The sequence below is a fragment of the Humidesulfovibrio sp. genome (assembly GCF_031082295.1).
Lineage (GTDB): Bacteria > Desulfobacterota > Desulfovibrionia > Desulfovibrionales > Desulfovibrionaceae > Humidesulfovibrio.
Genome location: NZ_JAVHLD010000013.1, coordinates 63,496 through 86,628, shown reverse-complemented (window position 1 = coordinate 86,628; position 23,133 = coordinate 63,496). Strand labels below are relative to the sequence as shown.

Sequence of the window (23,133 nt, the reverse complement as noted above, 5' to 3'; positions counted from 1 at the left end):
CTGAAAGATAAGCCTTTGCCCCAGGAAGGCAAGGACCAAAAACAAAACCGCGCCCGAAGGCGCGGCATTTTTGTCATGTGGTAGCGAGGGAGGGAATTGAACCCCCGACACTGCGGATATGAGCCGCATGCTCTGACCGACTGAGCTACCTCGCCACATTTCCCTCAACGGGAAGCGCCTTATAGCCATTCTCTAAACGGTTTGCAAGGGGGTAACAGGGGGCAATGTGCGTTGAATCGAAATCTTCTTTTTGCTGGTGCAAAATCCTTCGCGTTGCCAGACGGACAAGGCTGGTGTATCTTTTGCAAGTCATTGGCAAGCAATGGCAAAAAGAGGAGATATTATGACAACCGTGATACCTCAGTGCGAGCTGACAAAGCGCGCCATAGACTGGATCTGCGAGCAAAACATTCCGTTGGACAGCCCTGCCGCGCGGAAGAAAGCCATCGAGGAAGCTGCCATGCGCTTCAACCTCGGTCCTCTTGAAGAGGAATTCCTTGAGCGCTTCTTTAAGGGCGATGCCACAGTCGAGTAACATCATTGAAGATCGTTCACCGTCAAATATTCAAGGAGCAGTTCTCGCTGTTCGTGCTCATTGGCTCCTGCCTGCTGGGTCTTATCCTGGTCGGGCGGCTGCTGCAATTGCGGGAAATGTTGCTGTCACAAGACCTTGGCGTTTTTGATATCCTGAAATTGTTCTTTTATTTAAGCCCGGTATTTTTGCTTTTGTTGACACCAATCGCCTGCATGCTCAGCATATTTTTGACGTTCCTCCGCATGAGCGCCGATCGTGAGCTTACGGCGCTGAAGGCCAGCGGTGTGAGTCTCTATCAACTCTTGTTCGCGCCTCTTGTCTTCGGCGGCATGTGTTCGCTCTTCAGCCTGTATATCGGCCTTTTCGGCGTGTCTTGGGGCATGCAGCAGTTCAAGAATTCACTGATAGAATTTGCCAGAACCAAGACAAAGCTCTCTTTGCAGTCCGGCGTATTTAACCAAGAATTTCCAGGCCTCACCATTTATGCACAGAAGGTCAACCTGGAAACTGGTGATATTAAGTTCGTATTCGTACAGGACAAAACGAACAAAGCCTTCACAACTACTGTCATTGCGCCGGAAGGATCAGTCATCACAGATGCCGAGAACGAGCAGATCAAGGTTCTCTTTAAAAACGGCCGTATTTTCCGACGCGTGGGCGAGACCTTGGATATTCTACACTTTGGTACATATTCCGTTCGGTTGCCGTTAGGGAAAATGCTGCGCAAACTCGGCTTCGAAAGCACTTCGCCAAAGGAGCTCTCTTTCGCGAGGCTTCTTGAGTATGACTCCGACCCTGAGCTGATGAAAGAATTTGACCAGACTCGCCAACTCAAGGTCAAGGTTGAGATCCAGAAGCGGCTTGCCCTGCCACTCGCCTGCCTGATCCTTGGACTCTTTTCCGTTCCCGTGGCCTGCGTGTTCCATGCCTTCAAGCAACAGTTTGGGATTGTCTTGGCCCTCGGGGTTTTTTTGGTCTACTATTCACTTCTCTCCGTGGCTGAAAGTTTGGGTGAGTCGCGGATTGTGCCGCCCTTTGTCGGGGTCTGGATTCCCAATCTTCTTTTCCTGGGCGTCGGGCTGATCTTCTTGCGCCAGGCCGTGCGCGAGCGCATGCCCACCGGCGTGCTTTGGCTGCTCCAGAAGTTGCGCCAAAGGAGCGTCGCGTGAGTTTTTCGAGCTTCCGACTCAGCGCGCTCGGGGCATACGTCGTGCGCCAAAACTTGTTTCTCATGGCCACTTGCCTGGGAGCGGGCACATTTATCTATCTCCTCACCGACCTATCTGACCGCCTGGAGCATTTTATCGATGCCGGCTTAGGCGTACGCCAGATACTGACATATTTCGCAGTGAAGATGCCGCTGATCTTTTCCCAGATTTTGCCGGCCGTATTTCTCTTGGCGGTCATTATTCAGCTTGGACTCATGGTGCGTAGCCGCGAGATGATGGCACTGCGCGCCGGTGGCGTGTCCATTCGCTGGTTTTTACGCTTTTTTATTGTGTATGCGCTCATATGGAGCGTCGGCCAGTTGGTGTTCTCCCAGTTCCTCGCCTCCTATGGCGAGCAGGAGGCCAACCGCATCTGGCGCGAGGAGGTCCGCAAGCGTCAGCTCGACAAGCGGGTCTTGAAGAACCTCTGGTTTCGCGAAGGGCCTTATATCGTCCACGCGGGCGAGGCGCAGCCCACTCAGAGCCGCGTCAACGACGTTACCGTGTACGAGTTTGACCGCGACACCAATCGCCTTTCGCGCATCATGACTGCCAAGAAAGGGCTTGTGGATGAGCACGGCTGGGGCTTGCTGGATGTCTGGGAGATTGAGACAGGCAATTTCGATTCCATGAAGCTCTTGTCGCACTTCATCCCGGTGCGCCAAGACATGCGCGGCTTCCTTGCCATGGACAGCGGCGACAAGGCCGACCTGCCGCTGTTGCGACTGGGCCAAGTCATTGACGAATTGCGCGAGTCGGGGTCAAACGTCGAGCGTCTGCGCACGGCATGGCATGGGAAGTGGTCCTACGCCTTTTCCATGCTGACCATGGCGTTGTTGGCCTTGGCCTTGTCGACCCTTTTCGAAAACATGTACGTGAACCTTCTGCTGAGCCTCTTGGTCGTGTTCGGCTATTACGGACTCTATGTTTTGGGGATAACCACCGGGCAGAAGGGCCTCATGCCAGCCATTCTCGGTGCATGGCTCGCCAACGGGGTTTTCAGCGCAGCGGCTTTGGCCCGCCTGGCTTGGGTTTCCATCCCCTGGCTGGGCATTCGGGCGCATCGTCTTCGCGTGAGGATGCAGCTGATCTTTTCTCGCGAGGAGCAGGGGTAGGGCGATTATTCCGCCGGTTCGGCAGGGGGCGCCGCGAGGGAGTCCAGAGCGTTCCACAGGGCGTCTCGTCCCTGGCCGGTGACGCTGGAGAAGCAGATGGGCGTCGCCATGCCGCCGAGAAGATCACGCCATTCGCGCTGCCGGGCCGATGCCTCGCGTTGATTCACCTTGTCACACTTGGTCAGCACGGGCAGTATGCGGATGTTCGCGTGCCGCAGCCAGCCAACAAGCTCGAGATCGCTTTTCTGCGGCGGCACACGCACGTCGATGAGCACCGCAACGGCCTTGAGGCCGGGGCTTTTGGTCAGGAAGTGCTCGATGAGCTTGCCCCATTTGGCGCGCTCGGTCTGGGAGCGGCGCGCGTAGCCGTAGCCGGGCAGATCCACAAGCGTGTAGCCGCCTGGCTCGATCTTGAAGAAGTTGACGCTCTGCGTCTTGCCGGGCGTGGAGCTTGTCTTGGCCAGGCCCTTGCGCTGGGCAAGGCAGTTGATGAGCGAGGATTTGCCCACGTTGGAGCGACCGGCCATGGCCACTTGCGGCTCTTCGGTCGGCAGCAGTTGGGACAGTTCGTACGCGGTTTTGACTAAGTCGAAAGTTCGATTCATAATACCCCGGTTGCCGGGAGTTGTTCCCGGTGCGCTGTAGATGGTGGCTTTTTGCTTCGGCGTCAAGCGTGCATGCACCCCCTAACCCCAGGCGGCAGCCATGAAGACTCGCAAATATCTTGTCCTGAACGGTCCCAACCTTGGCCACATCGGCGCACGTCAGCCGGAGATCTACGGCTCCCAAGGCCTGGACAGCCTGCCCGGCATGCTGAAGGAGATCATGGGGGCGGAGGCCGAGGGCATCGAGCTGCTTTTTCATCAGTCGAACTTTGAGGGCAACCTCATCGACCGTCTGGAGAAGGCCCGGAGCGAGGGCCTGGACGGCGTGGCTTTCAACGCCGGGGCGTTGACGCACACCAGCCTTGCCATTGCGGATTGCCTGGCGTGGATTGGCGTGCCGTGCGTCGAGGTGCATCTCTCGAACATATTTGCCCGCACGGACGAGCCCCTGCGCCAGAAAAGCCTCATGGGGAAATCCTGCATTGGAGTTGTTGCCGGTTTCGGCATTCTCGGGTATGCGTTGGCCGTCCTTGCGCTGGAACGGCACGCCGCAAAAGTTGAGGACAAAAAATAATTAGGCGTGGCAAAGGGTTGCCCGCCGCTTATGCCCGGAGGTTGAATGTATTCCACGTCTGATTTCCGTCGCGGTCTCAAGATCGAGATGGACGGCAAGCCTTACGAAATCGTTGAGTTCCAGCATGTTAAGCCCGGCAAGGGCGGCGCCTTCGTGCGCACCAAGCTCAAGCACATCCTGAACGGTCGTGTGGTTGACCAGACCTTCCGCTCCGGCGAGAAGGTGGACAAGCCCGACATCGCCATGCAGGACATGCAGTACCTTTACAAAGAGGGCGACGACTTCGTGTTCATGGACATGGAGTCTTATGAGCAGAAGCACATCCCGGCCACTCAGGTGGGCGAGAAGGGCGGCTACGTCAAGGAAGGCGAGACCGTGAAGGTCCTGCTGTACAACGGCGAGCTTTTCGACATGGATCTGCCCGCGTCCGTGGTGCTCGAGGTCATCGAGACCGAGCCCGGCGTGCAGGGTGACCGCGTGACCAACGCCAACAAGCCCGCCAAGATGGAGACCGGCATCATGGTCAACGTGCCGCTGTTCATCGCCCAGGGCGAGCGCATCAAGGTCGACACCCGCACCGGCGCCTACATCAGCCGCGACCGGGAATAGTCGGTGAAGGCTCCCGGTCCGGGGCGCAATTTCTCCGGGCCGGGCGCATCGCAGACCGTCGCAAAGCCTCGCCGCAAGGCCGCGACAGTGGAGGGTAGGGTCACGGACAGCATTAAATTTCGCATGGAGATCAAGGGCCTGGCGTATCTCTTCATCGCCTCGTTCCTGTTTCTGTGCGTCTTTTCCTTCCATCCGGACGACCCGACCTTCAACCAGGCCGTCACCGCCACCTGGAAGACCAGCAACATGGCCGGGACGGTGGGGTCCTACATAGCCGGTTTCCTCGTGGAGATATTCGGCATCGGGGCAATTGCCTGGCCGCTCCTGCTCGCCTACATGGGCCTGTCCCATTTTTCCGACCGGCTGAGCCTGCCCTGGCACCGCTGGGTTGGCGTCGGAACGGTTGTCCTGTGCGTCATGGCCTGGGTTACGAGCCCCTGGGTCAAGCCCGTCTCCAACATCAAGCCATCGCTGACAGCCGGCGGCCTCCTCGGCAAGTATCTTGCCGGGACATCCCTCGACCTGCTGAGCCCCTGGGGCTCGGTTTTGTTCTGGATTTTCCTCACGGCCGCCTCGGTTCAGGTCGGCTTCCAGGTGAGCTGGGCGACGGTCTTCAAGCGCGTCAAATCGTTCTGTTATGACCAGTGGTGCAAGTATCGCGAGCGCATGCTGCGCAGACGGACCCTCAATGAAAGCCAGGGCGGTACCACGAAGGCCGACAAACCCGGCAAACAGGGCAAGCCAGACAAGACCGAGACACCGGCCGGGGCTGCACAGACCTCACGCAAGGCCGAGGCCGAGCCCTACGTCGAGCCGGATCTGACGGGCGACAACCTGGTGCTCAAGCCTTTTGAGACGCCAGGCGCCAAGAAGAAGGCGCCAGCCACGGCGAGTCCTCCTGCCCGCGCCGATTTGCCGAGTTCTGAGCTCCTGCGCGAGGCGCCGCTGCAGCAGGCCAACGCGGATCCGAAAACCCTGCAGGCCAAGGCTCGCCAGCTCACCGCCTGCCTGGCCGATTTCAACATTCAGGGTGAGATCCAACAGGTGCTGCCCGGGCCTGTGGTCACCATGTTCGAGTTCAAGCCCGCACCCGGCGTCAAGATCAGCACCATTGCGGCGCGGAACGACGACATCGCGCTTTCTCTCAAGGCCTTGGCCGTGCGCATCGAAGCCCCCATTCCCGGCAAGGACTCCATCGGCGTGGAGATTCCCAACGAGAAACGACAGACCGTGTCGCTGCGCGAGATCATCGAATCGCCGGTGTTCGCCATGGCCCGCTCGCCCTTGGCCCTGGCGCTTGGCAAGGACATCCAGGGCGCGCCGCAGATCGCCGACCTGGCCACCATGCCCCACCTCCTTGTTGCGGGAGCCACCGGCGCGGGCAAGAGTGTGTGCCTGAACGGTTTCCTGGTGAGCATTCTGTTCAAGGCCACACCCGAACAGGTCAAACTGCTCCTGATCGACCCCAAGCGCATTGAGCTTGCCATCTACTCCGACCTGCCGCACTTGGTGCACCCCGTGGTGACCGACATGGCGCTTGCCAAAAGCGCCTTGGAATGGGCCATGTGCGAGATGGACTCGCGCTACGAGATCTTGCAGCGCCTCGGAGTGCGCAACATCGAGGGGTACAACCAGAAGCTGGCCGAGATGGGCGACAAGCGTCCGGAGGAATTCGCCGACCTTGCGCCCCTGCCGTATCTCGTCATCGTCATCGACGAGCTTGCCGACCTGATGATGACCTCCGCCAAGGACGTGGAAACGTGCATCGTCCGCCTGGCACAGCTTGCCCGGGCCGCGGGCATACACATGATCCTTGCCACGCAGCGTCCCAGCGTCGATGTGGTGACGGGGCTCATCAAGGCCAACTTCCCCACGCGCATTTCCTTTCAGGTAACGAGCCGCCACGACTCGCGCACCATCCTGGACACGGTCGGCGCGGAGCGACTGTTGGGCAAGGGGGACATGCTCTACAAGTCCGGCGGGGCCAAGCTCCGGCGCCTGCACGGAGCCTATGTGGATGAGGCCGAGATCGAGGCCATTGTTGCCCATTGGAAGGCTCGCCAGCCCCAGCAGTTCGACCTGGACTTTTCCGAGTGGCGCAAGGACGGCGACGTCGGTGGCGCTGGCGGAGGCCAGGGGGGGGGGAGTCCGGCACAGCCGATGACCCCATGTATGCCGAAGCCGTCGAGTTCGTCACCAGCCAGGGCAGGGCGTCCATTTCGCTCATTCAGCGCCGTTTCCGCATCGGTTTCAATCGTGCCGCGCGGTACATCGAGCAGATGGAGGCGGACGGTCTTCTTGGCGCCGCTGACGGCAGCAAGCCCAGGGTTGTCATGCGCGGCCGCGAGTGAGTCGCAGTGCCGCTCGGCCTTAGAACGGCAACAGGCCCTGGCGAATGATTTCGCCGGGGCTTTTTTATGGTATGTCTTATTGAGTTGCTTTGTGGAAGGGTGTGAAATCAAGTGACCGGACATCGTGAGAAAGGGCTTACGGTTTATGCCGCAAGCCCTTGATTTGTCTGGTCGGGATGAGAGGATTTGAACCTCCGGTCTCCGCGTCCCGAACGCGGCGACGCATTCTATATGCCTTGTTTTTATTGCACTTTTTCGTGAGTGGCTACCTCGGAAAGGGGTGTTTTGGGGCCAGAAACGTAGCCATTTGATGTAGCCACTTTCAGCACCGGCCCGGCGTTGATGGCCGCCAGTTTCTGCGCAGGCAGGGCGTGCTGGTAGCGCTTGAGCACCATGGACGTGTCGGCGTGGCCCATGATCTCGCTCACGGACTTGAGATCCGCGCCGTGCGCCAGGGCATAGGTGGCAAAGGCGTGGCGCAGGTCGTAAGGGCGGATGCGCCTTGTGATGCCGGCGGCGCGCAAAGCCGTGTGCCAGGAGCGCTTGAACGTGGTCACTGGAAGGTCCACAACCTGGCCGTGGGCGCGCCTGGCGTAGTGGATGACATACTCGTGCCCGTCCTGCTGCCAACGCAGCAGCAGGGGCATCAGGGCCTCTTTCAGGTCGATGACGCGCCAGGGCGCCTTGGGGTTCTTCCTGGCGCTGTGGACGATGACCTTTTTGCGCTCCAGATCAAAATGTTCCCAGCGCAGGCGCAGCAGCTCGGACGGGCCAACGCGCACCCCGAGGTAGAAGGAAAGGGTCACGGCGCGGATGAGGTGGTCCGGCGCCACGGCCAGGATGCGCTCTATCTCCCCGGGCGTGGGCGGCTGCAGCAGGGTGTCCTCGCCGCGCAGGCACTTGAAGCCGCGGGCGTGGTTCACCTCGATGAGTTCCGCGTCCTCGGCCCAGGCCAGCACGGATTTGACGATGCTGATGCGGCGGTTGACCGTGTTTTGCTTGATGCCGCCCTCGGACAGGCGCATGACCAGCACGCGCAGGGTGGAGCGGGTTATCTCCTCGGCGGTGAGGTGGCCGATGACCGGCATGACGGGCTTGAGGTGGTGGAACGTCTCGTTCTCGCTCTTGGGTGGAAAGCGTTTGTGCTTGAGGTAGGCCAGGGTGAGGGTCTGGAAGCTGGGGGCAATGCCGGAGCTGTGCTCCGTGCCGAAGGATTCCGGCTTGAACTTCAGCCTGTGCTTGATCTCCGAGTCGTACTCGCTGGCCTCGCGCAGGGTGGCAAACGACCTCGTTTCCCTTTTCCTGGTGCTGGGGTTGACGTAGTAGACCTGGTAGGGCTTGGCCTTGCGGTCACGCTTTTGTATCGCCATGCACCGCCGCTACCACGAGTTCCCGCGTCCACTCAACCCTTTTTTGTGCCGGCAGGGGCCGCTTGACGCCGAAGCGCCTTTTGTCCATGGCAATAATTATTTCATCCTTTGGCCAGCGCAGCCCGCGCCCGCGGCCAGGCCCAAAGTCCACCGGCACCACGCCGAGGCCTTCAAGGATCTTCCTTGCGGCCTCGTCGGTGTCGGCGTCGATGATTTCCCTGGCCTTGGCTGTGCGGATGTACACGTATATTCCTCTGCGGCAACTTGTGTCTCGTTTTTCTGGTGATTTGAGACGCAAGAGGTATTGTTGTTAACAAATGAAACGCGGATGATTAGGTGTCATTTGGCTTCGGAGGCGTGGAACTCCGGGCGAGTCTCGCGCTCCACGTTGAAGCGCCCCAGCTCGTCACCGTTTTCATCGAGGATGACGAACAGGAGCGGCCAGTTGTGCTCCCATCCGTCGTGCTCGGAATGATGTTCCTCCGCCGCGTCCTGCGCCACCCAGCGAAGGCTGTCCTTTCCCCAATGGCTGTCGAACTCGGTGGCGTCCGTTGCGTCTTCCCCGTGGTCGGGAAGGTAGTACTGGTAGATCACTTAGTCCTCCTTATGATCCTGAATCATTTGCCCAAGCAAGCCAGGGCCTCGTCGAGCGCGGCGTCGAGATCGTGGTGGTAGACAACGTGGAAGCCGACCGGGGTCAGCGGGTAGAACTGCACCTCCACCACGGTGTCCAGCTGGATCATCTTCTCCCGCACGTCCGGGTTGATGTCGTCCGTCTTGGTCGGCATGTTTGCGAGGTGCTGCTCCACGCTGTCGTAGCAGTTGCGGTGCTCGTTCACGGAAATGTACACCGCGCCCTCGCAACGCGAAATCAGGTCCTGCAGCTTGTCGGAAGTGCTCATGCGGCCACCTCCACCCTCTTGAGCCCCACCACCCACACCCAAGGGTTGGCGTCGCAGCCAAGGCCACGGTTGCCGTACATGCGCTCCCACGTCTGGATGAAGGGTATTATGGCCCCGTGCCCGTCAAAGCCTTCAGCCTGTGCATCGGCTATGGTGATGTCTTTCAACAGCTCCACGCGCACGCTCACGATCTCCAGCACCAGGCGGCAGGCCCAGCGGGGCATATGGATGGAAGGGCGCCAGCGTATAGCGCCGTCCTTGCGGTGGCTTGGGGTGCTGGAACACGGATATGGCGTGTTAGGGTCAAGGTGGAACGTCTTGCCGTCAACCCTGTGCCCGCCTTTTATTGCCATTTGAGAGTGTGGGCGGTAGGCTACATGGATGCGCTGGAACGGCTCAGAATGGTGCTTTGAGCTGCCCGCGATGTGCCACTCCTCCCGCACCCACAGGCGGTCGCCGGGCTGGCCGTAGGGGCATACCCACTTGATGGCATCTGAGAGGTGTGCCCCCCATTGGGGTTCACCCTCTGTCGCCGGATGCCACCACGAGTCAGGCTCTCCATATGGCTCAGGCTGCGGCTTCACCGGCCGCCGCGTCTGCGTCTTGGTCCCGGCCAGGATCGCGCGGACCATGGGGCCGGAGAAGATGATGGGGCGCTCTTTCATTTCGCCTCCCCGTCGCACAGCATCCACTCCGGGAAGTGGCGGGGCATTTGGGCGGGGTAACGCCCGTAGCTGTCCTTTTTGAAGAAGCACGGCACACCCGCGATGGCGCATTCCGTGGCACGGGCCATAGCGAACCGGATGTCCAGGAGGCGCCTGCCAGGCCCCTGCTCCATGCCGCAGACGAACCACTCGATGGCCTTGGCCGGAACCTCGCCGTCCAGGTCCGTGGAGAGCTCGCCGTTCTCCTCGTCCCAGGCCGTGCCTTCGAGCGCGTTGATGTTGTAGCCGCTGCCGTCCTCGTTGCTGATGGTGATGCGATCCGGGTCGATGCCCGACAGCATGGGCTCGGAGATCAGGCCCGTGTGCCAGCCGCGCGCGGCCAGTTCCATCATGGGCTCGATCCGCTCCTCCAGCCTTTCCTGATCCTCCACTGTTGCCATAAGCATGACGTTCTTGAGCGGGAACCGCACGTCGGCGTACAGGATACCGATGGCTTCCGCTTTGTTCTGGAGCGCCAGGGCGCTTTTGCTGTCGCGGTTGACGCTGAACCGCGCCCGTGCAGCGGCGTTGCAGGCGTCGTACAACTGCTTGCGCGCGGCGTCCCAGGTGTCGCGGAAGTTTTCCAGGCGCTCCATCAGCGCCCGGGTGCGCAGCAGCAGCAGGTCCGGCCGCTTGGTGATGAGGATGATTTTGTGCCGCGGCAGCGCCGCGGCAAAGGCGTACACGTTGGCCAGGTGCTGCAGGGTGGCCTTCTCGTGGGCGATGTCGGACATGGAGCAGATGAAGACGCGCTTGCTGGTGCGGCACAGGGTCAGCCCCACCAGCGCCTTTTCCAGCACGCCCGGCACCCAGCGCACCTCGCCGGTCCACTCCGGGCCGCCGATGCTCATGCGCGTCAGGCCGTGGTACTGCGGCGTCTTGGGGTTACCACCGTGCCGGCGGGCCATAGTCACGGCGTAGCAGTGGTCACAGCCCGGGCTCTTGCGCGAGCACCCGACCAGCGGGTTGACCGTCATGTGGCAGAACTCGATCTTGGTTGCGCCGCTCATGACCGCCTCGCACGAAACAGGTTGTTGACGATCTTTTCCTCGACGCAGGCCCACATGAAATCACGCGCCTGCTCCATGTTTCCGGCCATGGAGGCGAGCATCATGCCGTCGAACTCCAGGTGCAAAGTGAAGATGCGGCCGCCGTGGCTGGGTGTGCCCACGGCAAAACGCTTCAGGTGGTGCAATTCAGACTCCGCTGCGCCTTTGTCGCTCCGTGCGCGGCGCCGCTCCTCCTCCACCTCCGGGCACCACATGGCGCGGGTGAACTCGTCCTTGGGGCGGAGTATTTCAGGCGGCCCCATGTATATGTGTTGGCTCATGGCTACACCTTCCTGCGGTTGTGCGCCCTGTAGCGGGCCGCGGTGATGGTGACAAAAAGGACGATGACGACGAGGAGGAGCAGGGCGAACTGCTGGCGGCTCATGCATTTTCCCCCTTGATCCATGTCACGCGCCTGGCCAGGCGGGCGACTTTTGGCATGTCGTAGTGCTTGGACTCAAACCTGGACTCCGCAAGGATGGTGCAAAGAGCCTCGGGGTCAACGTCGCCGGGTTCCCAGGAAAACTTGGTGGACTTCAACACGCCCGAAACGCGGCAAGCGTAGTCCAAAATGGGGTTGACCAGGCCCAAGGCCTCCAGCGCCAGCCGATCCACGCCATCGCGTAGCCGTGTGCACTCCGCGAGGATGGCCTGGCCGTCCTGCCCCATGCCGTCGATCTCGATGTTGATTCCGCGCAGGCGGATGTAGCCTTGACGTAACGGGGCGCTACGTCTTGCCGGGGTGGCAACGGGCGGCATGTCATCCACGCCCAACCAGCGGATCAGTTTGGTGAGGGCTTTTACAGTAAAGATTCCGACCCTGGTTTTTAGGATGTTGCTGGGGTTGAACCACTCCAGCATAAGAAGCACGCTCAAGAACATGAGCACGCTCTTGTACCAGGGCGAACCGCTGACACTCCAGAACATGCCAACGGCAAAGGCGATGATGCAGTTGATGAGGTAGCGTGTCATGGGCTACCCTCCAAGCCGCTTAGTGATGGTAGCCAGGTACAGGGCTACGATGACCACCCCAAGCGATGCGGATACGGAAAAGCCGTTCTCGTAGGCGATGGCACCCAAGACCACTGGCGGCACCAGACCCAAGATGTTGTCAAGAAAGCGGATCATGTCGCGGTCCCTTCCGTGGGCAACAAGCGCCTGGTGCGTGTGCCGCATAAGGCGCAGATGCGCTTTTCCTGTCGGGGCTTGTTGGGCATTCCATCCTCCTGCTTGGCTCCAGGCCGGGCACAAAGTCCCGCGTCCAGAGCTCCGCGCGCCTGGCGCGGGCGTATTCCGGGTCAAACATGGCGCCTCCGTTGTCTGCGGGTGGGGTGCGGAAGGCTCCTTTCCCCTCCGCACCCTTTCAGCGGTCGCGGTCCTTGCTGATACCGTCCCTGCCGGGCGTCCTGTGAGGACCGCTAGAGACTCCGCTGTCAGCCCGCGATGTCGAGGCCCGGCATTCCCGTAGGAGATTCGCAGTCGTGGATTCGGGCGCAGGCCGGGCTTGATTCCGGCTATTGGGGCTCTTGGATGAGGTACTTTTGCATCTGGCGCATTCCTCGCCCCCTCGTTGACCAGCCAGACCCCGCTGGGGTCAGCCCCTCTTTCGGTAGCGTGTCCATCCACGCCGCCGCGCCCTAGCCAGCAGGAACGCACCAGGCGGGGGGTCCGCACTTCCGTTCCTGCTGGCTCTACGACTGCGAATCAAAGAGCAACCGCCGCTGCGGGCCGGTTGGCGTTCCTGGGAGGCTTTGCGCGGCTGGGGTGGGTTTGGCTCTGCCGCTCCGCTGGCCCCAGCGCGCTCCACCGCTTTCTCGTATGGCCGGTGTGTGCGTGGCGTGAGTCCATGACTACCAAACGTGGTAGCTTTCGTCAAGAAGAAATACCAAAAATGGTAGCGAGGAGGGCGCAAAAAAAGCGCCAGTTGGCGCAAGGAAAAAAGCGGGGCTTAAAGCCCCGCCCATCAGTGGTTTGAGACTATTTCAACTGGTCAAAGCGGCCGTACTTCACCACCTGTCCATTCCTTAAAACGACGGAATATTTTGTGTGGTCCCAATCTCCGACAGCTTCAAGCATGCTGTAATTGAGATAGGTGTCCGGTCCTTCCGCACCATATCCAGAAGGTTCACCAAGCGTTTGGATGACTTCGGCCTTGGTCATCCCTATGCGGACATCGGCAATTTTTTTAGCGCTGGTGGCGCAGCCGACGAGAAGCATGGCGGCCAGGACCAGGGAAACGAGCACGGAAGCGCTTTTCATCTCGGACTCCTTCTGGCTTTGTTGTAGTCATAGAGCGCGGCCCACACGAAATACGAGAAGGGCATCATCACCAGGATGTAGCCGGCCAGGGCAAGGTCACCAGGCGGGTCATCCGCAAGCAGGGCGCCGGCAACGGACCCGGCCAGCCAAGGAATGAAGGCAAGTACAAGTTTCGTGCGGGCGCTCATGCCGTTCACTTCCTGGTCATGTCGGACCAGGCCCACACTACCCTGCCGCCGATGGCGTGGGCCAGCTCGCCGCCGTAGTCGCGCCCTAGGCGCTGCACGCGCGGGGGGAACTCCTTGCCGTTGTCCGAATAAAACACCAACTCGATATCGCCGTCAACCTTGCGAGTGCTCACTCTCTTGATGGCGCACCCGCCGTCCGGGTCGCAGGTAAGCATGATCTTGCCGTCCGGGTCTGGCAGGCGCTCGGCGCGGTCCACCAGCACGATGTCGCCAGGATGCAGCGTGGGCGTCATGGAAGTCTCGCCGCGGCCGATCTCCACGGCCACGAGGTCCGTGCGGAAGCGTATGGATTCGTGGTGGCGCCAGACGATGATCCAGCCGCGCACCTGGTCCTCGTTGATGAGGCCCGGCCCGGCGGCCACGGGCGACTCGGCCAGGGGCACGGCGAAGTAGTCGTCGCTCGCCGGCGGTGGCGTGCCGAGCTCGGCGCTCAGTATCCGCGGCGCCAGGAACTGCACCTCGCGCTGAAGCGCGGCCTGGCGTTCGCCCGGGGGCGCAAGGGTGAAGCCTAGCGCGTCGAGCACGGGGCCTATCTTTTCCAGCTGCGGCGAGGTCTCGCCCGTGAGCCAGCGGCCGAGCTGCTGCACCGTGATGCCTACGCGCTTGGCCAGGCGGTTGGGGTAGCCCTCATATTCCGTCTGCACCAGCGCGTTTAAAGTGTCGATGATCTGCTCTGATATACCCATAACATCCTCTTATCTTTAACTTGCGAAACCGAACTTCCATTTTTGGTTGTTCTGCTTGACTTGTGGTACCAAGTTTGGTAGTCGTGCTTTCATGAACATCGGAACCGAGATCAAACTGTTTCTGGCGCGTACCAAGTTCAAGCCCAACCACCTGGCCAAGGCCGCGGGCATCCGCGTGGGGTACATCACCCGCGTGCTGAACGACCCGCAAAAGGACATGCGCTCCAGCAACGCAGACCTGGTGCGCAAGGCCATGCAGACCTTGGACGAAACCATCCCGGCCGCCGAGGCCATTTCCCAAACGCGCCTTCGGGGCGACGGCACCACGCGGGAGCCGCAGCATGCATGCTGAGAAGAAGGGGGGGGCGCGTTCGACAAGGCTTCGTCCCAGCGTCGAGTCCATGGTGCAGGACGCCATGCGCGTGACCGGGCTTTCCAGGCCGGACCTGTACGAGTTCGCGCTCATCAGGTCCTGTGCCTTCGCTCAAAAGTACCCTGCCACTGCCCGTTTTATCCTCGTGAGCCACGGAAGTCAGTAACTATTTTGTGGCAGCGCGGTCATAAGTAGTCCGAATATCGCAATTTGTTTTAGATAATATCTAGACCCAAAGGGTGGCGGCCCATGCGGTGGTTCAAGCACATGACCTGCTCCTTGCGTGATCCGAAGATTGCGCAGCTCATCGCGCTCAAGGGCATGGCCGGGTTCGGTTCCTATTGGGCCGTGCTGGAAACCATAGCCGAGCACGTGGACGAGCGGGGCATAACCAGCGCCAGCTATCCCTTGCGGCACTGGCAGCGGGTTTTAGGCATGTTCCACGCGCGGCACGCCTTCGACATGCTGCGGACCATGGCCGAGCTTAATCTCATCACCCTCAAGATCAACTCCAACACCTCGCCAACTTCATCTGAACTTGCTGTCAACTTCGATTCAACTTCGCCCCAACATAATACCAACTTCGATGCAACTTCGTGTCAACAACCGGGCAACCTTGTTTTTGTGGACATGCCCAACATCCTGAAATTCCGCGATGAATGGACGCGCAAGCGGGGCAAAACTCCGGAGCCACTCCGGAGCAAAGAAGTAGATACAGATACAGAGAAAGAACAGAAGAAGAAAATACCTTTTGTCGAAGGTGACGAGCCCCTTCGACTTGCCACGTATTTGTTCAATTGCATCCGCAAGAACCTTCCCGACTTCAAGCAGCCCGACCTGCAGGCCTGGGCCAGACACGTGGACCTCATGCTGCGCATCGACAAGCGCGAGGTGGAACACGTGCGCCAGGTCATCGCCTGGGCGCAGTCCGACAACCAGCCGCGCGGAGACAACAACTTCTGCTGGGCCAACAACATCCTCTCCACGGCCAAGCTGCGGGAGAAGTTCGACCAGCTGACGCTGAAGATGGCCGCGGGCCCCGGCAAGAAGGACGAGCTTGCGGCCTGGGCCGCGGAGCAGCGCAAAAAGGACGGGCGGCCATGAACAGCGAGGAGTTTTCCAAGATGGTCGGCACTATTGCCCACTCCTTCACCAAGGCGCCCAAGCTGACCAAGGACTACCTGAGCGCGTTGTGGGACCGCGTGGGGCACATCGACGGCAGGCACTGCGGACAGATCGCCGCGCGCCTCTCCGCTCAGGAGGAGTTCCCGAACAACCTGGGCAACGCCATCCTGGGCGCCTTTCGCAGTCTGGACCCCGAGGCCGCGGTGCCGAGCGACGAGCGCGAACGCTTTTCCACCAAGTGCAGCGAGTGCGACCCCGGCGCCTGGAAGGGGCAGATAGTGGCCTTCAAGAAGAACGACCAGGGCGGTGTGGACAAGTTCTACTTCGACTGCCCGCTGTGCCGGCCCTCGGGCCAGTTCGCGGCCAGCCGGGTGCAGATAGCCGAGCGCGGCTACATCGTTCCGCCCACGCAGTGGGACGTGGCCAAGTTCTACTTCCGCATGTTCGTGGCCAACAACCAGGACCTGGTGCGGCGCGTTAACGTCCGTTTCGACGAGCTGCTGGCAGACCCGCGGCGCTGCGCTGCGGCCCTGCGGGAAACGCCGGACGAAAGGGGGGAAGGATGAGCGGTAAGACCTGTTCCGAGTGCCTGAGGCCCCTGCCGGACGGCGGCTACAACCGCAAGACGTGCAGCATCGCCTGCGCCAACGCGCGCGAGGCCCGCATGATCCGCGAGAAGCGGGAGCGTGGCAAGCGCAACTGCACTAAACTGTGCATCATCTGCGGGCGTGAGTTCGAGCCGCGCAACAGCCAGCAGGGCGTGTGTCCGGACGAGGCGTGCCGGCTGGAGCACCGCAAGAACATGCAGCGGCGCAACTACCGCTCGCACAAGCAGCGGGAAGCCGTGGAACAGAAGCCGCAGATGTTCGTGGGCGACCCGTGGGACACGGAGCAGCCTGTCTACATCCTGGGCGACATGCAGATACCTTCGCACCACGTCTACCTCGGTACAGATCCCTTGCCCTCAGAGTCGTGGCCTTCTCGTTTTCCCTCGATTCCCTTCAAGCCCGCCCGCATCAAGGGCGTCTACGTGCCGGAGGCCAAGAAATGAGCCTGACCCGCAAGCGCATGTTCAAGCTCGGTGCACCGTGCCCGAGCGAGCACAAGGAGCAGGTGGCCCTGATGCAGTGGGTGGGGTGGATGACGCCGCGCTGGCCCGAGCTGGAGCTGCTGTTTGCCATCCCCAACGGCGGCGACCGCGACGAGGTGGTGGCGGCCAAGCTCAAGGCCGAGGGCGTGAAAAAAGGCGTGCCGGACCTGATGCTGCCTGTGGCGCGCGGCGAGTACCACGGCCTGTTCGTGGAAATGAAGCGCCAGGAAGGCGGCCGCGAAAAGCCCGAGCAGAAAGAGTGGCGCGAGAAGCTGCTGGCGCAGGGCTACCAGGCCGTGGTGTGCCGGGGCTTGGGCGAGGCCATGCGAGCCATATCGGAGTACATGGACCCCAAACCCGCCCCGCAGTTCTTGGTGCTGAAATGATCGTCTACCTTGCCACGCACTACACCCATCCGGACGCGCACATCCGCGCCATGCGGTACACCCTGGCCAACGCCGTGGCCGCCTGGATCATGCGCCAGGGGCACAGCGTGTTCTCGCCCATATCCCACAGCCACCACATTGCCGAGCACCTGCCGGACGAGCTGCTGCTGGACCACGAGTTTTGGATGGGCCAGGACCTGCCGCTGCTGCGCCTGTGCGACGCGGTGTGGGTGTACCCGGCGGACGCCGCGGCCCGGTCCAAAGGTGTGGCGCGCGAGGTGGCAGAGGCCCAGGCGCTGGGGCTGCCGGTGCGGTTCTTGAGCGGGGCGGAGGTGGGGCTGTGAAGGCGAAAGCCAAAACCAGGGCCTACTACAACGAGCACAACAAGGCCAAAGCCGCATGGCTGCGCGAGGGCATTGCACAGGGAGTAATTGCGCATGGAGAGGTTGACGAGCGAAGCATCGAGGACGTTACCCCTGCTGACCTGGCAGGATTCACGCAATGCCACTTCTTCGCCGGGATCGGCGGCTGGTCCCTCGCTTTGCGCCTCGCCGGATGGCGCGACTGGTGGGACATCTGGACAGCTTCCCTGCCTTGCCAGCCTTTCAGCGCGGCAGGCAAAGGAGATGGGTTTGCTGACGAGCGGCACCTCTGGCCTGCGTACTTCCACCTCTTTGCGCACGGAAAGCCGAAGGCTGTCCCTGCGGTTGGGGAACAGGTTGCATCAAAAGACGGCCTCGCTTGGCTCGACGTTGTATCGGCTGACATGGAGAGAGCGGGCCACGCCGTCGGGACGGTTGATTCCTGCTCTGCGGGCTTCGGTGCGCCGCACATCCGCCAGCGCCTGTATTGGGTGGCCGACCCCATGTCAGCAAGACGGTCCGAAAGGAGGTCCCGGACAAGGAGCGGACAGGTTGCCGGGGGCGGTTGCGTTGAGCGGCTGGCCGACGCCTGCGGCCCACGAGCCGGGGGGGACGCCGGAGCAACACCTGGCCAGGAAACAAGCGTGCAAGGACCGGGGAATTCAGATGGGGGCCTCAGCGGTGACGCACCTCTCGCTGGCCGCGCAGTTCGCGGGATGGCCGACGCCACAGGCCCACATCATCGAAGCCAAGCCAAGGCCGCCAATCATTGGGAACCGGAAGCCCTCAGATCCTCAGATTGGTCTGGCGGATGTTGCTGTTCACCTGGCAGGATGGCCGACTCCGACAAGCAAGGAAGCTGCAGGCGGCGAATACAAAGACCCGGAGAAGGCTTTGGCGCGGGTTTTGGGACCTCATGCCAACGACCTGCGGGATTTCACCAAGCTGACACAGGGCGCCCCGGCCAGGTTAACGGCCTCTGGCGATCTGCTGACTGGCTGTTCTGCCGGGATGGATTCTGGCGGCCAGTTGAACCCGGCACATTCCCGCTGGCTTATGGCCTACCCCGCAGCTTTCGACGCCTGCAGCCCGTACTCCTGCGATTGGCTGAAATGGCAGGGCTGGATGCAAAGTCTCTCGCCCGAGCAAAGGCAAACCGCGTTGTGCGCCTGCACGGCTACGGAGACGCCATCAACGTCGAACAGGCGGCAGAGTTCGTGAGGGCCTACATGATGGAGCGCGAGCTGCCGCTGCTGGCCGGGGCGGGGGAGGGGCTGTGAGCCCAATGCTGCCCCTTGGTTCCTGTGTGCGCACCCGGCGCAATGACCGTGAAGCCCGCGCCCTGGCCGACAGGCACTACAGCCGCAAGACGCCCGGACACCGGGAGTTTATTGGGCCGGGTCGGGCCATCATTCTGCGCGATCCTGCCGGGACATGGCTGTTTGTGTGGCGTCATTGCCAGTACCGCCTGGACGGGCAAACCGGGTGGGAGTGTTCGATTTTTCGCAACGAAGGCGCGCGGCTTTCCTCCGAAATTATTCTGGAGTGTGAAGGCTTTGTCACCGGCAGACTGTTCACATACGTGGACGCCAGCAAGGTGCGCTCGGCCAATCCCGGCTATTGCTTCAAGCGGGCAGGGTGGCGCGTTGCAGGACGGAGCAAAGGTCGTGGTCTTGTCCTTTTGGTCAAAGAGGCTGCCAGCCATGCCTGACCACTCCACCAACCCCATCCCCCTGCGCTGCAGGCGCAACCACAGGCAGCGCATGAAACACTCGTGCCCGTTGCCCGTGGCCTGCGCGCGCTGCCAGGCGCCGGGGCGCATCGTGTGGGGCAACATCCACCGCGTGGACGCCGTGCGCGTGGAATGCCCCTGCCGGGAAACCAAGTTGTTCTACGGGCCGGAGGCCGAGGCCCAGGCCGTGCGCAAGTGGAACCGCATCAACAAGGCGCCGGCGGAGTAGGCCGTGCTGTGCCCGCTGTGCCTGCAGACTTGTGTGGAGGACGAGGCCTCGATGTTCTGCCGCGGGTGCGAGGACAAGCGCAAGCAGATCGAGGCGGCCAAGGCCGCGCAGGCCTACCAAGGAATTTCGCTCAACGTGCGCGAGGTGCGCGAGCTCACAAGGAGGCATTGCCCATGGAAGCCAGACTTTTGAGGGGGCAGGTGGTGCTGCTGCGGTCCAGGCACCGCATGGAAGGCATGGCCCGGGTGCGGGTGGAGCGCTTCGACCAGGAGCGCGGCTACTACGAGGGCATCCAGCTGGGCCAAGGCTACAAGCCTGGCGTGACCGTGCTGCCGCCGCTGCGGGCCTTCCGTGGCGCGCGGGTGGCCGCGGTCCGCACGGGCCAGGGGTTCCAGTTCGTGCTGCCGGGGGTGGTGTGATGCCCGACATAGACCAGATGAACTACGAGTCCACGGCCTCGCAGCACGCGCGCGTGCGGGAGCACCTGCTCTCCGGCAAGCCGCTGACCCCGCTGGAGGCCCTGCGCCTGTACGGCTGCATGCGTCTGGCGGCCATCGTGCTGCGGCTGCGTAAGAAAGAGCGCCTGAACATCGTGTGCGAAATGATGAGCGAGACGACGGACGAGGGCGCCAAGCAGTGGGCCAGGTACTACCTGGACACCAGCGCGGACACCTCGCCCGGGCAGGCGGACGTGGCCGAGTGCGTGTTTCATGCGCTGCCCGGCCGCATCGTTGGCCAGGCCAAACTGTTCCAAGGAGGTGCGTGATGCGTTCGCGTGAAAAGGATCACGAAAACCGCGTTGTGCTGGCCCTGTCCTGGGGCTTGATCGTGCTCATGGTGGTGGCCCTGGCCCTGTTTGCGGCTTTCATCGACGAGCGGGGCAAGCGCTATGAGCAGCGCCGGAAAATGGAAAAGGCTGCATTTGTCGCGCCTGTCGCGGACCAGGGCGCAGAACCCGTTGGCAAGGAGGACCGGCCATGATCCTGAACGACATCGACCGGCGGCGCATCGCACGCGACATCGCCCGGCATGTGGAAACCCAGCACGAGCAGCGCAACCTCAACCAGGCCATGCAACTGCTGCGCGAGTTCGGCCTGGGCAACGCCACCATCGCCATGGCCTTGGGCCTGGACCATACCGTGGTGAGCAAGTGGGCCACGGGAAACAGACCCTGCCCGCCTGAGCGCCAGGCAGAGCTGGACGCCATGCTGCGGCAGGTGTGCAACGTGATGCTGAAGGCCGAGGACATCCCGCCCGAGGCCTGGGTGGTGTGCGGCCGGGCCTACTACAAGGCGCTGTCCTATCTTGGCGAGTCCAGCGTGGTGACGCCGGACGAAAAGGCCATGCTGTCCAACGCGGGCGGCATGATGATGGGGGGCCCTTATGTTTAATGGCCGCCTTTCTATGATGCGCTTTGGAAATATGCAGTGGGGGCAGCACGTCTTTAGCATTTGCTTTGGTGGTGCGTGGAAATTCGGGGTTTTGAATTGGTGGTTTGGTGTTGTTGTCCACACTTGGGGTTTGCGTTTTGGTGTTGGGCGTCACGAAATAATATTCTTTTGGTCATAGGAGGCACCATGCCTAAGAAACTCAAACGCCCGCTGTCCACCATGCGTTTCAACAACGAAACCTGGAGCGCCGAGCGCGAGGAGTCGGCCTTTGACGCCGCCGGCGACATCGGCACCATCGTATCGCGGGCCGTCATGGGCCGCAGGTTCGTGGACATTGCAAGCGGGGTGACGCTGCTTGTGGTCGGCATCCAGTGGCCGGCCCTGTCCAGCGAGGGGCACCTGGTGCTGGAGAACCCGGCCACCAGGGAGCGCTCGCGCAAGCGCTGCGTGTACGACGGCCTGACCCACAAGATCAAAATGTTTCCGGCGTAGAGCCAGGGAGGACAAGGTGAAGAATCTGAACACCGTCAACGTGGGCCATGTGGTGAAGGGCATCCTGGCCGAGGACGTGGACTTTACGCCCGGGCCCATGGTTCCGTGCTCGCGGCGCCTGGCCGTGTACGTCATGGGCCGCGGGCCTGTGAACCCGCAGGGGAGCGAGGGCGTTCTGTCCTGGCCGGAACGGCGTTTCAAGGAGGCGGAGGCCCAGCACCAGGCCAACATCAGCGTGCAGGTGCATGCCTTCATCCACCGAAGGCTGTGGCGGCGCTGGACGGACCGGGGCGTCTCGATGCTGACGCGCGCCCTGCACGTGTGGTGCAACGCCCTGGCCGCCTCCTACGCCATGACCCGCAACTGCGTGCCCGCGGTGGAGGTGCGCGCCCTGTACGCGGTGAAGGTGGCCGCCTACCTGGACGCTCACGAGGACCTGGCCACGCCGACGACCATCACGGTCAAGCTGATGGAGGTGCCCAAGCCTGGCCAGCCCGGCCTGATGACCGGCGGCGCCGCGCTCATCACGGAGAAGAAGCTCATTGTGGAGGGCCAGTACAACCCGCTGCAGGCGTCCGCCGATGGCGCGGCGCTGCAGCAATAGCAGGAGGACACGACCATGGCGACACGCGAAATAACCACGCACAAGGCTCACGAGCAGGACCGCCAGCCCGTGCTGACCGCTCTCGGACACCCGACCATTGCCGGGGCCGAGCAGGACTACGAGATATGCTATGCCGGGCCTGACGGCAAAGACGTGCTGGTGCCCATCAACTTCGTGAGCCTAGAATTGCCCGGCATCACCAACGAGGCACTGCTGGCCATCGTCAAGGACCGTTTGGAAGGATTCCAGGCCGGAAAGTTCCCGTGCCAGGAGAACGAGGACGCGCTGGCCGGGGTCAACCACGCGCTCAAGTACCTGCACAAGCGCACGCTGGACCGCATCGCGCGCGGGGTGGAAAGCAAGGCCACGGCCTAGCCTGCCTTACTGCTGCGGACCATTTGACGCTGGCATGTGTTTTGACTAGGAGTGCCTTATGGAAAAAACAACGGATTACGTGCTTATACCGCGCATTTATGAAGGGCGATACTGCGACGCGTATTGCCGGGGATATAATGACTGCGGACACGGCTTAGCGTGTGAGTTGTACGACGAAGCCCTGCCCAACGAGGAAAAAGTGGAAGGCTGGACGATGACGGTGCGCTGCGCGGGTTGCCTTGCCGATCCTGGCGTACCGGATAAGCCTTTCTCAAAATGACTTAACATCTCCCGCCAGACTCTGCTGCGGACCGTCAAGCCCCTGGTTTTCGGACTAGGGGCTTTTTCGTCATTGACACCAAATTTTGCCATGCCCCTGATGATGAAAACAAGGGGGCAACATGTTCAAAGACACCGACGTAAACAAGCCGCCTCGCCTCATCTGGTGGATCGTCTCAGTCTGCATCTTTTCCGCGCTGCTGGTGCTCACCAACCCTAACAACCTGTCGCAACTGTTCGGCAAGGTGTTGGCTCCGTGCGCTGGCGGGGTCATCGGCGCGCTGCTGTTCGACACCCTGGTGCCCTATCTGAAGCCCAGCGCGCGCCTGGCCGAGCCGTGGCACCTGTGCATGATCTTCAAGCCCGGTGAATCGGACTTCAAGGTGGCGCCCGGCAAGGAACTGGAGTTCCTGGTCTGCGCCGCGCTCAAGGTCCTGACCATCGTGGCCTGCGTGCTCGCCGTGGCCTTGGGGAACTAGC

36 protein-coding genes, 2 tRNA genes and 3 pseudogenes are annotated in these 23,133 nt (G+C 61.8%); 27 read left to right on the top strand and 14 right to left on the bottom strand.

Translation table 11 applies throughout. The features are described 5' to 3' along the window. Positions 1-78: 78 nt before the first annotated feature. Positions 79-155, bottom strand: a tRNA-Met gene (locus RDU24_RS09065). Between the two features lie 188 nt (positions 156-343). On the opposite strand from RDU24_RS09065, the gene RDU24_RS09060 reads away from it, so the two are divergent. Genes RDU24_RS09060 through RDU24_RS09050 form a run of 3 tightly spaced genes read left to right on the top strand, consistent with a single transcriptional unit; the run spans position 344 to position 2,858 of the window. Beyond that, positions 344-535 carry a hypothetical protein gene (locus tag RDU24_RS09060; RefSeq protein ID WP_308735422.1) on the top strand — a complete coding sequence of 64 codons (192 nt, stop codon included), beginning with the start codon at positions 344-346 and terminating at the stop codon, positions 533-535. A 5-nt stretch (positions 536-540) separates the two neighbouring features. Further along, positions 541-1,704 (top strand): LPS export ABC transporter permease LptF, encoded by a 1,164-nt coding sequence (gene lptF / locus RDU24_RS09055; RefSeq protein WP_308735421.1) that lies wholly within the window; start codon positions 541-543, stop codon positions 1,702-1,704. Next, positions 1,701-2,858: an LptF/LptG family permease gene (locus tag RDU24_RS09050; RefSeq protein WP_308735420.1), complete on the top strand. Its 1,158-nt coding sequence runs from the start codon at positions 1,701-1,703 to the stop codon at positions 2,856-2,858. Before lptF ends, RDU24_RS09050 begins: the two co-directional genes overlap by 4 nt. Before the next feature lie 5 nt (positions 2,859-2,863). Here the strand turns inward: RDU24_RS09050 and yihA are convergent, their stop codons facing one another. After that, entirely contained in the window at positions 2,864-3,385 is a 522-nt protein-coding gene (gene yihA / locus RDU24_RS09045; RefSeq protein WP_374989751.1) for a ribosome biogenesis GTP-binding protein YihA/YsxC, read from the bottom strand. 178 nt (positions 3,386-3,563) lie between these two features. Between yihA and RDU24_RS09040 the strand changes: the two genes are divergently transcribed. The 3 genes and pseudogenes from RDU24_RS09040 to RDU24_RS09030 all read left to right on the top strand — a co-directional run bounded on the left by RDU24_RS09040 (position 3,564) and on the right by RDU24_RS09030 (position 6,997). Further along, the gene (locus RDU24_RS09040; protein ID WP_308735418.1) at positions 3,564-4,037 is read left to right on the top strand and encodes a type II 3-dehydroquinate dehydratase; all 474 of its coding nucleotides are present in this window, start codon (positions 3,564-3,566) and stop codon (positions 4,035-4,037) included. A 45-nt stretch (positions 4,038-4,082) separates the two neighbouring features. Next, the gene (gene efp, locus RDU24_RS09035; RefSeq protein WP_308735417.1) at positions 4,083-4,646 is read left to right on the top strand and encodes an elongation factor P; all 564 of its coding nucleotides are present in this window, start codon (positions 4,083-4,085) and stop codon (positions 4,644-4,646) included. 123 nt (positions 4,647-4,769) lie between these two features. Beyond that, positions 4,770-6,997, top strand: a pseudogene (locus RDU24_RS09030) (DNA translocase FtsK). Positions 6,998-7,165: 168 nt separating this feature from the next. On the opposite strand, the gene RDU24_RS09025 reads toward RDU24_RS09030, so the two are convergent. The 12 genes and pseudogenes from RDU24_RS09025 to RDU24_RS08970 form a co-directional block, all read right to left on the bottom strand. Next, a tRNA-Leu gene (locus RDU24_RS09025) sits at positions 7,166-7,328 on the bottom strand. A 94-nt stretch (positions 7,329-7,422) separates the two neighbouring features. Further along, positions 7,423-8,022: pseudogene (locus RDU24_RS15980) on the bottom strand (tyrosine-type recombinase/integrase); the annotation flags it as partial. A 684-nt stretch (positions 8,023-8,706) separates the two neighbouring features. Then, positions 8,707-8,961 (bottom strand): hypothetical protein, encoded by a 255-nt coding sequence (locus tag RDU24_RS09015; RefSeq protein WP_308735415.1) that lies wholly within the window; start codon positions 8,959-8,961, stop codon positions 8,707-8,709. Positions 8,962-8,984: 23 nt separating this feature from the next. Continuing rightward, a complete protein-coding gene (locus RDU24_RS09010; protein ID WP_308735414.1) occupies positions 8,985-9,269 on the bottom strand; it encodes a hypothetical protein in 285 nt (94 codons plus the stop codon). Beyond that, positions 9,266-9,493, bottom strand: coding sequence for a hypothetical protein (locus RDU24_RS09005; protein WP_308735413.1), 228 nt, complete (start codon positions 9,491-9,493; stop codon positions 9,266-9,268). The genes RDU24_RS09010 and RDU24_RS09005 overlap by 4 nt, the downstream gene beginning before the upstream one ends. A gap of 437 nt (positions 9,494-9,930) precedes the next feature. Continuing rightward, entirely contained in the window at positions 9,931-10,983 is a 1,053-nt protein-coding gene (locus tag RDU24_RS09000) for a DUF5131 family protein (protein WP_308735412.1), read from the bottom strand. After that, positions 10,980-11,303 carry a hypothetical protein gene (locus RDU24_RS08995; RefSeq protein WP_308735411.1) on the bottom strand — a complete coding sequence of 108 codons (324 nt, stop codon included), beginning with the start codon at positions 11,301-11,303 and terminating at the stop codon, positions 10,980-10,982. The genes RDU24_RS09000 and RDU24_RS08995 overlap by 4 nt, the downstream gene beginning before the upstream one ends. Positions 11,304-11,403: 100 nt before the next feature. After that, entirely contained in the window at positions 11,404-11,994 is a 591-nt protein-coding gene (locus tag RDU24_RS08990) for a hypothetical protein (RefSeq protein WP_308735410.1), read from the bottom strand. Between the two features lie 3 nt (positions 11,995-11,997). Continuing rightward, entirely contained in the window at positions 11,998-12,198 is a 201-nt protein-coding gene (locus tag RDU24_RS08985; RefSeq protein ID WP_308735409.1) for a hypothetical protein, read from the bottom strand. Positions 12,199-12,999: 801 nt separating this feature from the next. Beyond that, complete coding sequence (bamE, locus tag RDU24_RS08980; RefSeq protein WP_308735408.1) at positions 13,000-13,281, bottom strand: outer membrane protein assembly factor BamE domain-containing protein; 282 nt, start codon at positions 13,279-13,281, stop codon at positions 13,000-13,002. Beyond that, entirely contained in the window at positions 13,278-13,469 is a 192-nt protein-coding gene (locus RDU24_RS08975; protein ID WP_308735407.1) for a hypothetical protein, read from the bottom strand. The genes bamE and RDU24_RS08975 overlap by 4 nt, the downstream gene beginning before the upstream one ends. Before the next feature lie 5 nt (positions 13,470-13,474). After that, positions 13,475-14,215 (bottom strand): LexA family transcriptional regulator, encoded by a 741-nt coding sequence (locus RDU24_RS08970; protein WP_308735406.1) that lies wholly within the window; start codon positions 14,213-14,215, stop codon positions 13,475-13,477. A gap of 91 nt (positions 14,216-14,306) precedes the next feature. Between RDU24_RS08970 and RDU24_RS08965 the strand changes: the two genes are divergently transcribed. The 21 genes and pseudogenes from RDU24_RS08965 to RDU24_RS08870 all read left to right on the top strand — a co-directional run bounded on the left by RDU24_RS08965 (position 14,307) and on the right by RDU24_RS08870 (position 23,132). Beyond that, complete coding sequence (locus RDU24_RS08965) at positions 14,307-14,567, top strand: hypothetical protein (RefSeq protein WP_308735405.1); 261 nt, start codon at positions 14,307-14,309, stop codon at positions 14,565-14,567. Further along, complete coding sequence (locus tag RDU24_RS08960) at positions 14,557-14,754, top strand: hypothetical protein (protein WP_308735404.1); 198 nt, start codon at positions 14,557-14,559, stop codon at positions 14,752-14,754. Before RDU24_RS08965 ends, RDU24_RS08960 begins: the two co-directional genes overlap by 11 nt. 83 nt (positions 14,755-14,837) lie before the next feature. Then, complete coding sequence (locus RDU24_RS08955) at positions 14,838-15,692, top strand: hypothetical protein (RefSeq protein ID WP_308735403.1); 855 nt, start codon at positions 14,838-14,840, stop codon at positions 15,690-15,692. Next, on the top strand, positions 15,689-16,279 hold the full coding sequence (locus RDU24_RS08950) for a hypothetical protein (RefSeq protein WP_308735402.1): 591 nt from the start codon (positions 15,689-15,691) through the stop codon (positions 16,277-16,279). The genes RDU24_RS08955 and RDU24_RS08950 overlap by 4 nt, the downstream gene beginning before the upstream one ends. Beyond that, on the top strand, positions 16,276-16,764 hold the full coding sequence (locus tag RDU24_RS08945; RefSeq protein ID WP_308735401.1) for a hypothetical protein: 489 nt from the start codon (positions 16,276-16,278) through the stop codon (positions 16,762-16,764). The genes RDU24_RS08950 and RDU24_RS08945 overlap by 4 nt, the downstream gene beginning before the upstream one ends. Next, positions 16,761-17,189 (top strand): VRR-NUC domain-containing protein, encoded by a 429-nt coding sequence (locus RDU24_RS08940; protein ID WP_308735400.1) that lies wholly within the window; start codon positions 16,761-16,763, stop codon positions 17,187-17,189. The genes RDU24_RS08945 and RDU24_RS08940 overlap by 4 nt, the downstream gene beginning before the upstream one ends. Further along, a complete protein-coding gene (locus tag RDU24_RS08935) occupies positions 17,186-17,533 on the top strand; it encodes a DUF1937 family protein (protein ID WP_308735399.1) in 348 nt (115 codons plus the stop codon). The genes RDU24_RS08940 and RDU24_RS08935 overlap by 4 nt, the downstream gene beginning before the upstream one ends. After that, positions 17,416-18,036, top strand: a pseudogene (locus RDU24_RS15975) (DNA cytosine methyltransferase); the annotation flags it as partial. The gene RDU24_RS08935 and the pseudogene RDU24_RS15975, both read left to right, overlap by 118 nt. A gap of 627 nt (positions 18,037-18,663) precedes the next feature. Further along, on the top strand, positions 18,664-18,831 hold the full coding sequence (locus RDU24_RS08930) for a hypothetical protein (protein ID WP_308735398.1): 168 nt from the start codon (positions 18,664-18,666) through the stop codon (positions 18,829-18,831). Then, positions 18,828-19,262, top strand: coding sequence for a hypothetical protein (locus RDU24_RS08925; protein WP_308735397.1), 435 nt, complete (start codon positions 18,828-18,830; stop codon positions 19,260-19,262). Before RDU24_RS08930 ends, RDU24_RS08925 begins: the two co-directional genes overlap by 4 nt. Further along, a complete protein-coding gene (locus RDU24_RS08920; RefSeq protein WP_308735396.1) occupies positions 19,255-19,512 on the top strand; it encodes a hypothetical protein in 258 nt (85 codons plus the stop codon). Before RDU24_RS08925 ends, RDU24_RS08920 begins: the two co-directional genes overlap by 8 nt. 3 nt (positions 19,513-19,515) lie before the next feature. Beyond that, positions 19,516-19,704 (top strand): hypothetical protein, encoded by a 189-nt coding sequence (locus tag RDU24_RS08915; protein ID WP_308735395.1) that lies wholly within the window; start codon positions 19,516-19,518, stop codon positions 19,702-19,704. Beyond that, positions 19,686-19,931 (top strand): hypothetical protein, encoded by a 246-nt coding sequence (locus RDU24_RS08910; protein ID WP_308735394.1) that lies wholly within the window; start codon positions 19,686-19,688, stop codon positions 19,929-19,931. Before RDU24_RS08915 ends, RDU24_RS08910 begins: the two co-directional genes overlap by 19 nt. Then, positions 19,931-20,278: a helix-turn-helix domain-containing protein gene (locus RDU24_RS08905; protein ID WP_308735393.1), complete on the top strand. Its 348-nt coding sequence runs from the start codon at positions 19,931-19,933 to the stop codon at positions 20,276-20,278. The genes RDU24_RS08910 and RDU24_RS08905 overlap by 1 nt, the downstream gene beginning before the upstream one ends. After that, entirely contained in the window at positions 20,278-20,493 is a 216-nt protein-coding gene (locus RDU24_RS08900) for a hypothetical protein (protein ID WP_308735392.1), read from the top strand. The genes RDU24_RS08905 and RDU24_RS08900 overlap by 1 nt, the downstream gene beginning before the upstream one ends. After that, positions 20,490-20,903, top strand: a complete 414-nt coding sequence (locus RDU24_RS08895; protein WP_308735391.1) for a hypothetical protein — start codon at positions 20,490-20,492, stop codon at positions 20,901-20,903. Before RDU24_RS08900 ends, RDU24_RS08895 begins: the two co-directional genes overlap by 4 nt. 186 nt (positions 20,904-21,089) lie before the next feature. After that, positions 21,090-21,395 (top strand): hypothetical protein, encoded by a 306-nt coding sequence (locus tag RDU24_RS08890; RefSeq protein WP_308735390.1) that lies wholly within the window; start codon positions 21,090-21,092, stop codon positions 21,393-21,395. Positions 21,396-21,411: 16 nt separating this feature from the next. Further along, positions 21,412-21,999: a hypothetical protein gene (locus RDU24_RS08885; protein ID WP_308735389.1), complete on the top strand. Its 588-nt coding sequence runs from the start codon at positions 21,412-21,414 to the stop codon at positions 21,997-21,999. A 15-nt stretch (positions 22,000-22,014) separates the two neighbouring features. Beyond that, the gene (locus RDU24_RS08880) at positions 22,015-22,374 is read left to right on the top strand and encodes a hypothetical protein (protein ID WP_308735388.1); all 360 of its coding nucleotides are present in this window, start codon (positions 22,015-22,017) and stop codon (positions 22,372-22,374) included. A 58-nt stretch (positions 22,375-22,432) separates the two neighbouring features. Beyond that, positions 22,433-22,654 (top strand): hypothetical protein, encoded by a 222-nt coding sequence (locus RDU24_RS08875; protein WP_308735387.1) that lies wholly within the window; start codon positions 22,433-22,435, stop codon positions 22,652-22,654. 121 nt (positions 22,655-22,775) lie between these two features. Beyond that, positions 22,776-23,132: a putative holin gene (locus RDU24_RS08870; protein ID WP_308735386.1), complete on the top strand. Its 357-nt coding sequence runs from the start codon at positions 22,776-22,778 to the stop codon at positions 23,130-23,132. Position 23,133: the final 1 nt, after the last annotated feature.